The organism is Stappia sp. BW2, assembly GCF_008107695.1.
GTDB lineage: Bacteria > Pseudomonadota > Alphaproteobacteria > Rhizobiales > Stappiaceae > Roseibium.
This window is the reverse complement of sequence record NZ_VIRG01000036.1, coordinates 160,749-174,506: the sequence shown is the minus strand read 5'-3', so window position 1 is coordinate 174,506 and position 13,758 is coordinate 160,749. Positions and strand designations below refer to the sequence as shown.

At 56.9% G+C, this 13,758-nt stretch carries 13 protein-coding genes; 5 read left to right on the top strand and 8 right to left on the bottom strand.

The annotated features are described in order from the left end of the window. Positions 1-61 precede the first annotated feature (61 nt). Together FMN63_RS01045 and FMN63_RS01040 are read right to left on the bottom strand one after the other, a co-directional pair. Positions 62-556, bottom strand: coding sequence for a hypothetical protein (locus FMN63_RS01045; RefSeq protein WP_148582094.1), 495 nt, complete (start codon positions 554-556; stop codon positions 62-64). Continuing rightward, a complete protein-coding gene (locus FMN63_RS01040; protein WP_148582093.1) occupies positions 549-944 on the bottom strand; it encodes a helix-turn-helix domain-containing protein in 396 nt (131 codons plus the stop codon). The genes FMN63_RS01045 and FMN63_RS01040 overlap by 8 nt, the downstream gene beginning before the upstream one ends. A gap of 105 nt (positions 945-1,049) precedes the next feature. Between FMN63_RS01040 and FMN63_RS01035 the strand changes: the two genes are divergently transcribed. The 4 genes from FMN63_RS01035 (at position 1,050) to FMN63_RS01020 (ending at position 4,759) form a co-directional block, all read left to right on the top strand. Then, the gene (locus FMN63_RS01035; RefSeq protein ID WP_148582092.1) at positions 1,050-1,373 is read left to right on the top strand and encodes a helix-turn-helix domain-containing protein; all 324 of its coding nucleotides are present in this window, start codon (positions 1,050-1,052) and stop codon (positions 1,371-1,373) included. 65 nt (positions 1,374-1,438) lie between these two features. Further along, positions 1,439-2,374 carry a tyrosine-type recombinase/integrase gene (locus FMN63_RS01030; protein WP_162529956.1) on the top strand — a complete coding sequence of 312 codons (936 nt, stop codon included), beginning with the start codon at positions 1,439-1,441 and terminating at the stop codon, positions 2,372-2,374. A 346-nt stretch (positions 2,375-2,720) separates the two neighbouring features. Beyond that, positions 2,721-4,136: an amidase gene (locus FMN63_RS01025; protein ID WP_148582090.1), complete on the top strand. Its 1,416-nt coding sequence runs from the start codon at positions 2,721-2,723 to the stop codon at positions 4,134-4,136. Next, complete coding sequence (locus FMN63_RS01020) at positions 4,136-4,759, top strand: TetR/AcrR family transcriptional regulator (protein WP_148582089.1); 624 nt, start codon at positions 4,136-4,138, stop codon at positions 4,757-4,759. The genes FMN63_RS01025 and FMN63_RS01020 overlap by 1 nt, the downstream gene beginning before the upstream one ends. A 43-nt stretch (positions 4,760-4,802) precedes the next feature. Here the strand turns inward: FMN63_RS01020 and FMN63_RS01015 are convergent, their stop codons facing one another. Both FMN63_RS01015 and nspC read right to left on the bottom strand, forming a co-directional pair. Then, on the bottom strand, positions 4,803-6,041 hold the full coding sequence (locus FMN63_RS01015) for a saccharopine dehydrogenase family protein (RefSeq protein ID WP_148582088.1): 1,239 nt from the start codon (positions 6,039-6,041) through the stop codon (positions 4,803-4,805). A gap of 49 nt (positions 6,042-6,090) precedes the next feature. Continuing rightward, entirely contained in the window at positions 6,091-7,188 is a 1,098-nt protein-coding gene (gene nspC, locus FMN63_RS01010) for a carboxynorspermidine decarboxylase (RefSeq protein ID WP_148582087.1), read from the bottom strand. A gap of 390 nt (positions 7,189-7,578) precedes the next feature. On the opposite strand from nspC, the gene FMN63_RS29780 reads away from it, so the two are divergent. Further along, complete coding sequence (locus FMN63_RS29780) at positions 7,579-7,701, top strand: hypothetical protein (protein WP_286192510.1); 123 nt, start codon at positions 7,579-7,581, stop codon at positions 7,699-7,701. A gap of 94 nt (positions 7,702-7,795) precedes the next feature. Here FMN63_RS29780 and FMN63_RS01005 read toward each other — a convergent pair whose 3' ends face one another. The 4 genes from FMN63_RS01005 to FMN63_RS00990 form a co-directional block, all read right to left on the bottom strand. Further along, the gene (locus FMN63_RS01005) at positions 7,796-9,448 is read right to left on the bottom strand and encodes an ABC transporter ATP-binding protein (RefSeq protein WP_148582086.1); all 1,653 of its coding nucleotides are present in this window, start codon (positions 9,446-9,448) and stop codon (positions 7,796-7,798) included. 2 nt (positions 9,449-9,450) lie between these two features. Continuing rightward, entirely contained in the window at positions 9,451-10,515 is a 1,065-nt protein-coding gene (locus tag FMN63_RS01000; RefSeq protein WP_148582085.1) for an ABC transporter permease, read from the bottom strand. Positions 10,516-10,525: 10 nt separating this feature from the next. Continuing rightward, positions 10,526-11,482 (bottom strand): ABC transporter permease, encoded by a 957-nt coding sequence (locus FMN63_RS00995; RefSeq protein WP_148582084.1) that lies wholly within the window; start codon positions 11,480-11,482, stop codon positions 10,526-10,528. Positions 11,483-11,669: 187 nt separating this feature from the next. Next, entirely contained in the window at positions 11,670-13,280 is a 1,611-nt protein-coding gene (locus tag FMN63_RS00990) for an ABC transporter substrate-binding protein (RefSeq protein ID WP_148582083.1), read from the bottom strand. Positions 13,281-13,758: the final 478 nt, after the last annotated feature.

Here is a 13,758-nt window from a genome sequence, read left to right as displayed (position 1 = left end):
GAAATGCCAATTTCGTTAATTAAGTTCCACCACTAATTAAATTGCTGAAAACAGCGGCTGGTCAGGATCTTGGTCCGGGAGCATCATGGCGTGCTTTAACAAAGCGGCCGATATCAGCGGGAACGAACATCCACTTTTTATTCGACAAGCCATCTGGCCCAGTAACCGCAGGCCGTTTCCACAGTCCGAAATGCTGTTCTAGTGACTCCAGAAAATACAACATGATCAGTGACAATATAAGAACGATCGCATTACTCACAGTTCCATAGATTGAAATTTCGATTACGTTGAATACGCGACCCATCAACATCAACAAGGAACAAATAAAACCTAAAACGATAAGAAGTTTAACCTTTAAGGCGTTTCTCTTCCAAAACCGCTCGAAATGGCTCATCGAAATATGTGCTCGGATCATTTCCATGTCTTCTCGTGGAAAGGAAACTTGGCCATTTTCAAATGGAACCCCATGCATGGCACACATTTCGGCAATTTTCTTGCGATGTAGTGCCAACATTGCTTCGTAATAAATCGAATCTTCACCCGACAAGTCAGCCATTGCCTGCGAAACTTTCTTTTTGTTCCAATTTTTTCTGCTTCAGTTCATGGAAATAAAACTGATCGAACATCTTACAAATTAGCTGCACCTCTTGATCTGCGGTCAAATCTAGTCCGCATTCTTCCGCAAAGGTGCGAGCAGCCAAGACTGCCGATTTGACGATTTGTGTTGCAGCTTCTCGCGTGGGGTCTCCGTCTCCCAAAAACAGCCACGCTGGGGAAACGTCAAAGTCATGACATAGCGCCAAAACCACAGTGCTCGGGATCGGCGTGGCCCCTCTTTCGTAGTTTTTATATGCAGTGCCCGAGACCCCAAGCTCTTTGGCAAATTGGAGCTGGCTCTTTCCAACGCGAACGCGGAACTCCCGTAGCCGGTTGTGTAAATCCATTTTTCGCCTTGCATATAGACCGAATTATGTCTATTTTCGCCTTTATTGACCCATATTCGCTGTATGGTGCCACGCCCACCTATTCCGTTCAAGGGAAAGGCTGAAATGAATCTAGAAACCCCGAAACAAGCCGCTGAACGCACAATCTTCACCGAGAAACGCATCCGTGCCTGGATCAGCCAGGGCAAGATCCGGCACGTGAGGATCGATGGGAGCCTGTTCCTTCCAGAAGGAGCAATTGAAGAGTTGATTGAACGAAACACGATTGAGCCATGCCAAGACCCGCAGACCCACCAAAACTCAAAAAGCGCAAGAACCGGCCATTCTACTTCATTGTCTTCCACGATCCCGAGACTGGAAAAAGACGTGAGTGTTCAACAGGTACTTCGAACCGTGACGAAGCTGAGGAAAAGCTCGAAGACTTCCTGAGGGATAGGCGTACCCAACGAACAGGGCGCCCCGTTCCGCCGCACAAAATGAAGATTGCTCAAACGTTGGACGACTACGCAAACTTCAAAATGGGAAAGAAAGCGGCAGAACGCTTGAGCTACTCGTTATCCAATCTCCTGACCTTCTGGCAGGATAAAACCGTTGATCAGATCAACCCGGAGACGGTCGAGCAGTATTGGAGGTCGAGTTCTCGCAAGCGGTCGACCTGCCGTCGCGAGCTCACGGACCTGAGATCTGCAGTCAATCATTCAATTCGAATGAACCGCTTGCAGGAGTTTCGCTTTCCTGAACTGCCAAAGGACAGCAAACCCAGGAAACGATGGCTGACACAATCCGAATATGTCCGCCTGTTTTGGGCCGCTGGCGATGAGTACCGGAGCAAATTCACTTTGCGGCTGTTTCTGATGATCGCCTACTACACGGGAGCCCGTAAGAACGCGATCATGGAGCTGGAATGGTCGCAAATTGATTTTGAGGCGGGGATGCTGAATTTCAATAAGGACGGGGCGGAGTTCGATGAGGAAGATGATTCCGAAGGTGGCAAACCTCGGTCTCATATCCCGATGCCACCGGAGCTATCGCGGCATCTGAAACGCAGGTTCGACCTTTATGGCGGCAAGACCAACTTCGTCTTTCATCAAAAACATGATCCGGCCAGACGCGTCAAAAGCATCGACAAAGGCTTTCGGCAAGCCGCCAAAAAAGCAGGCTTGAAGCAGGTCACCCCGCACACCCTTCGCCATACCCGTGTGAGTCTTCTGGTTCAGGCGGGCGAGAAAATCTCCGACGTCTCAGAGTACATGGCGATGAGCTTCCAGACCCTGGAGAAGGTCTATTCCCATTTCAATACGGACCATATTCGTGACATGGCGCAGCGATTAGGACGTTCGCGAAATGCTCGCGGAACCAAATCCAGGGAAAGAGAAATCCGGGAAAAATCGGAAAATTTCGAGAACAAAGAAAATCGAGAAATCGCATAAATTCAATATCTTATGGGTTTACACAATCCTCCAAAGGCAGAGGTCACAGGTTCGAATCCTGTCGGGTGCGCCATTTTCCTCATTGTCCGACCCAGATACGTAGATAGCGGTTAGTGCCGGAGACATGGGTTCAACCTTGTGCTGAACGGGGTGTCGATTGTCTGTGGTGTTCTTTGCTCCGCGTTGATGTTTGCCAGATCAGAACTCGAAACGCTGATCGGCCAGGTTTCCTCCTCCCTTTCCTTGATCGAGTGTTTTTCTTCGGTCGTTCGTCTTCGATTTGACGAGGCGGTGACGTTATCTTAAAAGAGAATTTACGATTCTCTTTTAAGATTGGATAGCTCCGATGTCAGATGCGTCTCTCGATATTGATCTTGATGCCACCGGCCAGGCTGAACTGGTCCGTTCAGGTGAGGTGGAGCCGAGGGAATTGCTTGAAGCTGTCAGGCGCAGGGTGGAACGGGTCAACCCGTTGGTGAATGCGCTGGCATCCGTCGACTTTCAGCTCGCTCAAGAGCAAGCGCAGCAGTGCGACCGGAGTGGTGTTTTTGCCGGGGTACCTACGCTCGTGAAGGATCTGAGTGCATATCCCGGCCTGCCTTGCGGATATGGATCACGCTTGTTTCAGGGCTACGTGGCGCAGACGGCCTCGCCTTACATCAATGCACTCAAGGCCTCCGGCCTGGTCGTCTTCGGCAAGTCCACGACATCCGAGTTCGGCTTGATGGGGACCACCGAAAGTCTGGCAACTGGTGCCACACGAAATCCGTGGGATCCAACCCGTTCAACCGGTGGATCATCCGGCGGTGCGGTCGCTGCGGTCGCCGCAGGCATCGTGCCGGTCGCGCAAGCTTCGGATGGCGGTGGGTCGATCCGCGGTCCTTCCTCCCATACCGGTCTGTTCGGGTTCAAGCCAAGCAGGGGGCGAACGGTGCAGGCCGATGTCCCTCCCGAAGCGCCGACGTGGAACATCCTTAGCGAGCATTGCGTCAGCCGAAGCGTTCGCGACAGCGCTGCCTGGCTGCGCGTCACCGAGACCGAGGCACACAGGCTGAATTCCAATGAAGAGCTGCGCGAAAATTGCCCAAGACTGCGAATTGGTGTCCACGCCCGTGATTGTTTCGGACAATACGCCGAGAAGGAGGTTCTTGAGGTCTTCGAGCAGGCGAGCGCATTCTGCGCCTCGCTCGGTCATGAAATCGTGCCTGTCGAAATGCCCCAGCAACCTGACGGGGCCGGTGTGGAAGCCGTCCTCGATCTCATGTCCGCGTCGGTTTTCGGGATCCTGGCGAAGATCGAGCAAATGACCGGAGCCAAACCTCCGTTAGAGGCACTCGAGCCCTATACACGGATGCTCGCGGAGCGAGGAGAGACGCTTGATACGCGCAGCATGATCGCCGCGCAGAAAACACTGGCCGAGTTGGGGGCCTTGGCGGCTCAACCGCTGAACGATGTCGATGTGCTCCTGAGCCCGACCGTTCCGTTTGCCGCATTTCCCTTGGATACCTATGCGCCGGACGCGCCTGTTGAGCGACTGAAACAGCTTTTCCAACGATCGGCGGCCTATACGGCGCCGGCCTCGCTAAGCGGATGTCCGGCGATGTCGGTGCCGCTGTTCGAAGGGCGCTCCGGGCTTCCGATAGGAAGCCATTTCGTGGCCCGGAAGGATCAGGACGCCCTTCTTTTCCAGTTGGCGTTTCAACTGGAAAAGGCCCGTCCGTGGGCGCCGCGCCTGCAAAGCCTGTTTCGAAAGCTCGGCTGATGGTTCAGGTCCTCAAGGAAGAGCTGCGCGAGGCTATTCTGAAAAGCGCAGGAGAGGTCTTCGCCGAACAGGGCTTCAAGGATGCACGCCTTTCCGACATTGCAGCGCGCGCCGGCACAAGCACCAGCAATCTCTACAAATATGCCAAGGACAAGGCGGCCCTGTTCGATCAGGTCGTTCCGAAGGCGCTCGCCGAGCGGTATGCCGGCATCCTGGAACGACGGGTGTCCGAATTTTCGGGGCGGCCCGACTGGCAAGCGTTGACCCACACAGGCTCACGCGATGCGGCAGATCTTCTGCATTTCTGGATAGCTCATCGTCATGTTGCCGTCATCCTGATGAGCCGCGGGGGTGGAACGGCCTACGAAGCATTCGGCGCGCGCATGGTCTCGATGATGGTCGAAAGCACATTGGCCAATAGCGGCGCGGCGGACAACGGGCCTCATGTGCGGATGCTTCTGGAACAGATCTTCACCAACACTTTGACGACACTCTCCAGCATTCTCATGCGCTTTGAGGAAGAGGCGGATATCACCGCCGCGGTTTCCATGTTCTGGCGCTTCCAGCTGGCTGGTCTGACAGCGCTCCATGAAGACGCCACCAAAAGCAAACAGCCCCGGTGATGACCGGGGCTGAGCAATTTAACGGTCTTCAAAACAGGCTGGTTCAGAACTCCAGCGCCCGGTCGCCGTCGGCATCCTTGATGCGGGTCGGCAGGCCGATGCGGTTGAGAATGGCGAGGAAAGGATGCGGCGGCAGCTCTTCCACGTTGGCCATCTTCTTCACGTCCCATTCGCCGGTGGCGATCAGCATGGCGGCCGCGACGGGCGGAACACCGGCGGTGTAGGAAATGCCCTGGCTGCCCACTTCCTCATAGGCTTCCTTGTGGTCTGCCACGTTGTAGATGAAGACCTCGTGGTCCTTGCCGTCCTTGGTGCCCTTGACGAAATCGCCGATGCAGGTCTTGCCGGTATATTCAGGAGCCAGCGAAGACGGGTCCGGAAGACACGCCTTGACCACCTTCAGCGGCACGACCTCTTGCCCTTCAGCCGTCATGACCGGCTGCTCGGACAGAAGGCCGATGTTCTTCAGAACGGTGAAGACGTTGATGTAATGCTCGCCGAAGCCCATCCAGAAGCGGACGTCCGCGCCGTCCATGTTCTTTGAAAGGGAATGCACTTCGTCATGGCCGCACAGATAGGCCATGCGCTTGCCGACGACCGGCAGGTCGTATTCCTTGCCGATCTCGAACATCTTGTTTTCCTGCCACTTGCCTTCCTGCCAGGAATAGACCGTTCCGGTGAATTCGCGGAAGTTGATCTCCGGGTCAAAGTTGGTGGCGAAATAGCGCTGGTGGCTGCCGGCATTGATGTCGACGATGTCGACGTCGGTCACCTTGTCGAGATAGTCGTCCTTGGCAAGGCGCGCATAGGCGTTGACGACGCCCGGGTCGAAACCGGCACCGAGAACGGCGGTAACGCCCTTGGCGGCGCATTCCTCAGTCCGTTTCCATTCGTAGTTCGCATACCAGGGCGGGGTTTCGCAGATCTTGCCCGGCTCTTCGTGAATGGCTGTGTCGATATAGGCGGCTCCCGTCTCCAGACAGGCGCTGAGAACGGACATATTCAAGAAAGCGGTGCCGACGTTGATGACGATCTGCGCGCCGGTCTTGCGGATCAGGGCGCAGGTGGCGGCAACGTCCAGCGCATTGAGTTCATGTCCTTCCAGAACACCCGGCTGCTTCAGGGCTTTCTTGGCATGCACGGTTGCGATGATGTCGTCGCATTTTGACTTGGTGCGCGAGGCAATATGAATATCGCCGAGAACATCGTTGTTCTGTGCGCACTTATGCGCCACCACCTGAGCGACACCTCCGGCGCCGATGATGAGAACAGTCTTTTTCATTTGATAAAGATACCTTCCTTGGACCTTCGGGGTGTTAAGGGTTCAAGTCTCAAGACAGACTTTGTTCGTAGTCCTGGTATGAAAACTCACGAACAACGCGGACCGTTCCGTCCACTTCCTTGACCGCAATCGCGGGCATTTTCACGCCATTAAACCAGTTTTTCTTGACCATCGTGTAACCCGCCGCATCCTGAATGGAAACCCGGTCACCGGTCTTGAGTTCGGCAGGGAAGTTGAACTCGCCGAATATGTCGCCGGCAAGGCAGGACTTGCCGCAGATCATGTAGCTGTGCGGACCTTCGTTCGGCGTCACTTTCGCTGTTTCCCGGTAGATCAGCAGGTCCAGCATATGTGCCTCGATGGACGCATCGACGATGGCGAGGTTCTTGCCGTTGAACAGCGTGTCGAGCACGGTGGTCTCCAGCGTTGTCGAGCGGGTGATCGAGGCTTCGCCCGGTTCCAGGTAAACCTGAACGCCGTATTTTTCGGCGAAAGCCTTGAGGCGGTCTGCGAAAAGGTCGAGCGGGTAGTCGTCTCCCGTGAAGTGGATGCCACCGCCAAGGCTGACCCATTCCGCCCGGTGCAGAAGCGCTCCGAACTTTGTCTCGATATCGCCGAGCATGCGGTCGAACAGCGCGAAATCGGCATTTTCGCAGTTGTTGTGGATCATGAAACCGCTGATCCGGTCCATGACCTTCTCGATCTTGTCGACATCCCATTCGCCGAGGCGGGAGAACGGCCGGGCTGGATCGGCAAGGTCGAAGCTGGACGAGCTGACCATCGGATTGAGACGCAGGCCGCGCACGATGCCGGAGGACTTGTCGGCAAACCGTTCCAGCTGGCTGATGGAGTTGAAGATGATCTTGTCAGCGTGGGAGATCACGTCATCGATCTCGTAATCGGCATAGGCCACGGAGTAGGCATGGGTCTCCTTGCCGAAGCGCTCGTGCCCCAGACGGACTTCGTTCAGCGAGGACGAGGTGGTGCCATCCATGTAGTCGCGCATGAAGTCGAACACACACCAGGTGGCAAAGCACTTGAGCGCCAGCAGGGCCTTGGCGCCGGACTTCTCGCGTACATAGGCGATCTTCTCCATGTTGCGGAGCAGCTTTGCCTTGTCGATCAAATAATAGGGTGTGTCGATCATCTCAGTCTGTCGCCGTCGTTGCCCGCAGCCGGTGGAGGCCACGTGGACAGGTGATTGGGAGCGATTGCGGTAACTCCGGTTATCCGGACCGGCCGGTCCACCGACAGGCGGTCCAGCTTCGCTGCGCGCGTGACGGATACCGTTTCCCGGCACGGCCTTGCAAGGGCCTGAAGTGTCTTTCCTGGCGCTGCCGCCTCACGGAAGGAGCCTGCAGCAGGGCGTTCGGCCAGCCTGCTATGCCATGTGTGAATAGGGCGCAGAACAGTTATGCAAAAATAGGAGGCAGATTAGTGTTTCGACTCATTGAATTCTTAACTTTCTTCCCGTATTTGTCCGGCAGATCAAATATTCACCAGTCCGCTCAAGTAGCGTGCATTTCTGGAGGTCGGTATGACCCGGGACGATCTCATTCGCGAATACAAGTCACAGAGCGGCTCCTGGCCGGCACTGGTAGGTGTGTATGCTGTTATCGTGGGTGCGATGGCTCTTTCCGGCTACCTTATGGTCGGCTGATCCCGCACGCCTGACGGAACACACCGCAGCGTTTCAATCACCCCCGGATTTTCCGGGGGTGATTTCGTTTTTGCGGCCAATTGGCCGCTTGCGGTCAGACGTCGGCCGCTTCGCCGATGGCGTCGGTGCCGCGTTCTTCCAGAAGTGTCGTCAGCCAATTCGGATCCATTTCGGGAACCGAAGACAGAAGCAGATCCGTATAGGGGTGGTGCGGCGGCGTGAACATTTCGTCCTTCGGCCCCTGCTCCACCACCTTGCCTCGTTGCATCACCACCACTTCGTCCGCGATGGAGCGCACTGTTGCCAGGTCGTGGGTGATGAACATATAGGCCAGGTTGAACTCCTGCTGCAGTCTGTCGAGCAGCTTCAGAATGCCTTCCGCCACAAGCTGGTCGAGCGCGCTCGTCACCTCGTCGCAGATGATGAAGGAGGGATCGGCCGCAAGCGCCCTTGCAATGCCCACACGCTGTTTCTGGCCACCGGAAAGTTCCGGCGGATAGCGATTGTAGAACTTTGAGGGCTCCAGCTCGATCAGGTCGAGCAATTCATCGACACGGTTTTTCAGCTTGGCACCGCGCAGCCCGCCATAGAACTGGGCCGGCCGGCCGATGATCTCGCTGATCCGGATCTTCGGGTTCAAAGCGGTGTCGGCCATCTGATAGATCATCTGCGCCTGGCGGAGCTGATCCTTGCTGCGGTCCTGATAGCGCGGCGGCAGCGGTTCACCCTTGAACAGGATCTGCCCCTTCGTCGGTGGCAACAGACCGGTGATACAGCGCGCCGTCGTCGACTTGCCGGAACCCGATTCACCAACGACGGCAACCGTCATGCCCGGATAGATGTCGAAGGAGACATCGTCCAGAACCTTGGTCTTGCCATAGGCAGCGTCGATGCCCTGAACAGAGACGATCGGGAGCGTGTCAGGCTCCGACGGCCGCTGCTTCTGCGGCCGCTGAAAGCTGCGAACCGCCCAAAGGCTCTTGGTGTAGTCCTCCTTGGGCGAATCGAGCATCTGTTCGGTCGGCGCTTCCTCGACCTCCTCGCCTTTCAGCAGCACCTTGATGGTGTCGGCCATCTGCGCCACGACCGCCAGATCGTGGGTGATGTAGATTGCCGCGGTGTTGAACTGGTCGACAATGTCCCGGATCGCTGCCAGAACCTCGATCTGTGTTGTCACGTCGAGGGCGGTTGTGGGCTCATCGAAGATGATCAGATCCGGCCGGCAGGCCATGGCCATCGCGGTCATGGCGCGCTGCAACTGGCCACCGGAGACCTGGTGCGGGTAGCGGAAGCCGATTTCACCCGGGTTGGGAAGACGCAGCCGCTCATAAAGCTGCATGGCGTCTTCCTGCGCCTCGACCCGCTTCTGGATGCGGTACTGGATCGGCGCTTCCGTGTGCTGGTCGATGATCCGGTGTGCCGGATTGAACGAGGCGGCCGCCGACTGGGCGACATAGGCAATGCGCGATCCGCGCAGTGCCCGGAGATCGCTTTCCGGCGTCGTTGTCAGTTCCATGCCGTCGAACTCGATGGAGCCGCCGGAAATCCGGCAGCCATCGCGGGCAAAGCCCATGGCGGCCAGACCGATGGTCGACTTACCGGCGCCGGACTCGCCGATCAGCCCCAGCACCTCGCCCTTGTGAAGGGTGAGATCGACGCCATGGACGATCTCGACCCATTTCTCGTCGGAATAACCCTCGATCCGGAGATCGGAGACCCGAAGCAGAACGTCTTTTCTCGGCACCATTCTCAAACCTCCTTCAGACCGGAAGACCGGAACAGCATCCAGTCGACGACAAAATTCACCGCGACTGTCAGAAGCGCGATGGCTGCTGCCGGGATCAGCGGTGTCATTTCGCCAAATGAGATCAGCGTCGCGTTTTCACGCACCATCGAGCCCCAGTCAGCGGTCGGCGGCTGAATGCCGAGGCCCAGGAACGACAGGCCGGCGATGAGCAGGAACACGAAGCAGAATTCCAGACCGAATTCGGCGATCAGAGGCGCTGTCGAGTTCGGCAGGATTTCCCGCCGGATCAGGTACCAGGTGCCTTCACCGCGCAGCTTGGCCGCTTCGATGTAATCCATGACCACCACGTTGCCGGCAACCGCCCGGGTGAGGCGGAAGACGCGTGGAGAATAAATCACCGCGACCACGATCACGATCACCACCAGGTTGGTGCCGAAGATACTGAGCATCAGCAGAGCGAAAATCAGTGACGGCACAGACATGATGACGTCGGCAAGACGGCCGATGAACTGATCGAACCAACCGCCTTTGGTGGCAGCGAGCAGACCGGCAAATGCGCCCATGAAGAAGGCCAGCAAGGTTGCCAGCAGCGCGAGACCGACAGAGTTGCGCGCCCCATAGATGATGCGGCTGAACATGTCGCGTCCGAGCTGGTCAGCCCCCAGAAGCATGGTTTCATCCGGCGGCGCAAAGGCCGACGAAATCACTTCCGCTTCCCCGAAGGGGGCGATCACAGGGGCAAAGATCCCGGCAAGAGCGTAGGTGAAGATCACGAACATTCCGAAGGAGGCCGTGAGAGGCGCTGTGCGCAATTCCTTGGCGACACCTTCGGGGGTGATGATGATCAGGAATTCACGGAACGCATAGGATGTCCCGGCTGCGAGCGCCAGAGCGCCTGCGGCCGTGGTGATGAACCGCAAGGCCGGAGTACCACCGATGATCCCGGTGATGAAGGAAATCATCGTCAGGGAGAAGACAAGAATGAAGATATTGCGCTTGTTGAAATAGGCTGCCAGGCAGGAAGCCCCGATCAGCAGCGCATAGTAGCCGATAACGAATGTGCTCATGTCGCTGCCCTCATTTCGGATGCCGCAAACGCGGATTGGTCAGGATCGCGCCCACATCGGCTGCCAGGTTCAGCAGGATGAAGGTTGCGGCGAAGATCAGACAACAGGCCTGCACGATCGGGAAATCGCGTTTGGCGACTGCGTCCACCAGAAGCTGGCCAACGCCCGGATAGACGAAGACAACTTCCACCAGGACCACACCGGTGATGAGATAGGCGAGATTGAGCGCAACCACGTTGATGATCGGCGCCCAAGCGTTGGGCAGGGCGTGCTTAACGATCACTTTCCAGGGCGGCACCCCTTTCAGCCGCGCCATCTCGATATAGGGCGAAGCCAGAAGGTTGATGATCGCGGCCCGCGTCATTCGCATCATATGTGCCGTTACCACCAGCACCAGGGTCAGCGCGGGCAGGAACGTTCGATGCAACAGATCTCCAAAGCTCATGTCCGCGCTGAGGCTGGCAATGGCGGGGAAGTAGTTGGTCTTGACCGCCAGATAGAGGATGAGAATGTAGCCGAGAAAGAATTCCGGCGAGGAAATCGATGTCAGCGTGAGAACGTTGGCAACCCTGTCGAACAGGGTGTTGCGCAACAAAGCGACGATCACGCCGAGAACAATGGAAACCGGCACCGCGATGACAGCGGCATAGGTTGCCAGGAACAGCGTGTTGACGAACCGGCCGCTAATGGCCGCGCTGACCCGTTCGCCGGAGACGAGCGAGACACCGAAATCGCCGGTGAGAGCACCGCCGAGCCAATGGACGTATCGAAAGACGGCCGGTTGGTCGAGGCCGAGTTTCTCTCTCAGGGCGGCGACTGTTTCAGGCGTTGCCCCCTGTCCGAGAACGGCCTGGGCGATGTCGCCGGGCAGCAGTTCGACTGCAAAAAAGATCAGGATAGAGACCACAAGCAATGTGATCGCACCTAAGCCAAGTCTCTTTAGGACCAGCTTTAGGATGTCCCCCATATGTCCCTCCAAAATTGGAAAGCCCGGCACGGCTCATGGCGCCACCGGACACACATCGGGCAGGTTTCCTGTCAGCTTTTTTTGATTTGCTTTGGCAGGAGTCCTGTCCGTCCAGGACGGCCCTGTCCCGAGACCGGGGCAGGGCCAGATTGCAGGCAGCGGCATGAGCCGCCGCCCGAGCCTTCAATCAGGACTCGAACCACCAGCGGCTGGCAGCGCGGGCGCCGTCGTTTTCCCAGCTGGCAGCCAGTTTTTCCGGCGTACCCACCTTCGTGCTGTTAGCGTAGACGAAGTTGTTGAAGAACGGAATGATCGTCCCGCCGTCATCACGCGCAAGCATGGCCATCTCGCGATACATTTCCGCACGCCGGGTGTCGTCCAGCTCGGCCTTGGCCTGCAGAAGAAGCTCGTTGAAGCGCGGGTTCTTCCAATGGGACTCGTTCCAGGCCGCGTCGTCCTTGTAGGCCAGCGTGTACATGACATCGGGTGTCGGACGCGCGCCCCAGGACACCAGGCAGAAGGGCTTCTTCAACCAGACGTCCGAGTAGTAGCCATCGTTCGGCTCACGCACGACGTTGATGTTTATACCCGCTGCCTTGGCGTGCTCGGCAAAAAGAACCGCCATGTCGACTGCGCCCGCATAGACACTGTCCGCTGTGCTGAGGCTGACCGTAAGCCCTTCCGCACCCGCTTTCTTGAGCAGGGACTTGGCCTGATCCGGATCGTAGTCGCGCTGCGGGATATCGTCCGGCCAGTAAGGCTGGGCCGGAGAATGGTGGAAGTCATTTCCCTTGGTCGCCGCACCGAAAGTGATCTTCTCGATGATATCGTCGCGGTTGATCGACAGCTTCAGGGCGTTGCGCACGTCCGGATTGTCAAACGGCGCGGTGTCGCAGAACATCGGCATCGTGATCGCACCCGCGGACGGGATGTTGTGGATCTTGATGTTCGGATTGCGCTGCAGCAGACCCATGGTCTTCAGCTCGATCAGCGAGACCGCGTCCACATCGCCGGTGACGAGCGCCGTCTGACGGGCATTCGGGTCGTTCAACGTGATCAGGTCAACCTTGTCGAAGTAGGCACCTTCGCGGTGCCAGCCGTCATGCCGGCTGAGGCTGAACTGGACACCGAATTCGCCGTTGTCGATCTTGTAGGGCCCCGTCCCATCGCCGGACTGCCAATCAATCGTGCCGTCGTCATTGGCCGGGCAGATTGCCAGGTGATAGTCGGTCATCAACCACGGGAAGTCGGCGTTGCCGCCGGAAAGCTTCACGATAACGGTGTAATCACCATCCTTGGTGATGTCGGTGACATCCGTCAGCAGCGCCTTGGCAGCGGATGTGGTCTTGTCGCCACGGTGGTGGTTCAGCGAGGCGATAACATCATCAGCCGTCAGCTTCTTGCCGCTATGGAACGTGGCGTTTTCGGTGAGTTTGAAGGTCCACTCGGACGCATCAGCGCTGGCTTCCCAGCTGTCGGCCAGATCCGGCCCCAGCGAACCGTCGCCCATGATCATGGTCAGGTAGCTGCGGTGGGTATGGGCGAGGAAAATCATTACACGGGTCAGGTAGGTGCCCGGATCGTGGGAGTCTGAGGTGTTGCCATCATGGATCCCCCAGCGAAACGTCCCGCCCTGCTTGGGCTGCGCTTTCGCCTTGGTGGACCAGAGGCCCGTCGCGGTGCTTGCTGTCAGTCCGGCCAACACGGAATAACGAAGAAAATCACGTTTGCTGATTCCTCCCGTGCGGGCCGCTGATTCAAGCCTCTCAAGCATCTCGGCGTCTTTAGACTTTGTCATGTGTCTCCCCTTTCGATCTTTCTTGAGCAGTTTCTTGCCAACTTCACAAATACAGCATCCGAGATTTTTTCGTATCCAAGGCGCTCATTTGCGACATTTACATAACAAAACACGAACCACCCCTGCTCGACCACCCCTTCGGACAAATTCAGAATAAAAAAATGTTTAAGTTAGAACGGCTTCCCACATATTGTGCACAGCAGCATTGCTGTGTAACATATTGTCTTTTCGCAAGACTGTAAAAATGTGGTGATCTTATATTTTTCTCTACTGAGACGTATCTCAAATAATTCTTTTAGAATAAAATCGGATTTCATTGAATACTTTACGTTAAAAGAAGGGGAAGTCTGCAGTTGGACAAGCCCAGGTGGCACAATAGGCACATGCTCCTTGTCAGAAGCGCCGATACGATGAAGCCCAGGCAGTGATCAGAAGACCCGCCATAGGCGATGCCGGCGGTTGGCAGCGGCGCAAAGTA

Bases quoted from the DNA above. Each gene is read 5' to 3' on its own strand.
- FMN63_RS01045 (WP_148582094.1), bottom strand. From the start codon at position 556: ATGGCTGACTTGTCGGGTGAAGATTCGATTTATTACGAAGCAATGTTG.
- FMN63_RS01040 (WP_148582093.1), bottom strand. From the start codon at position 944: ATGGATTTACACAACCGGCTACGGGAGTTCCGCGTTCGCGTTGGAAAG.
- FMN63_RS01035 (WP_148582092.1), top strand. From the start codon at position 1,050: ATGAATCTAGAAACCCCGAAACAAGCCGCTGAACGCACAATCTTCACC.
- FMN63_RS01025 (WP_148582090.1), top strand. From the start codon at position 2,721: ATGTCAGATGCGTCTCTCGATATTGATCTTGATGCCACCGGCCAGGCT.
- FMN63_RS01020 (WP_148582089.1), top strand. From the start codon at position 4,136: ATGGTTCAGGTCCTCAAGGAAGAGCTGCGCGAGGCTATTCTGAAAAGC.
- FMN63_RS01015 (WP_148582088.1), bottom strand. From the start codon at position 6,041: ATGAAAAAGACTGTTCTCATCATCGGCGCCGGAGGTGTCGCTCAGGTG.
- nspC (WP_148582087.1), bottom strand. From the start codon at position 7,188: ATGATCGACACACCCTATTATTTGATCGACAAGGCAAAGCTGCTCCGC.
- FMN63_RS29780 (WP_286192510.1), top strand. From the start codon at position 7,579: ATGACCCGGGACGATCTCATTCGCGAATACAAGTCACAGAGCGGCTCC.
- FMN63_RS01005 (WP_148582086.1), bottom strand. From the start codon at position 9,448: ATGGTGCCGAGAAAAGACGTTCTGCTTCGGGTCTCCGATCTCCGGATC.
- FMN63_RS01000 (WP_148582085.1), bottom strand. From the start codon at position 10,515: ATGAGCACATTCGTTATCGGCTACTATGCGCTGCTGATCGGGGCTTCC.
- FMN63_RS00995 (WP_148582084.1), bottom strand. From the start codon at position 11,482: ATGGGGGACATCCTAAAGCTGGTCCTAAAGAGACTTGGCTTAGGTGCG.
- FMN63_RS00990 (WP_148582083.1), bottom strand. From the start codon at position 13,280: ATGACAAAGTCTAAAGACGCCGAGATGCTTGAGAGGCTTGAATCAGCG.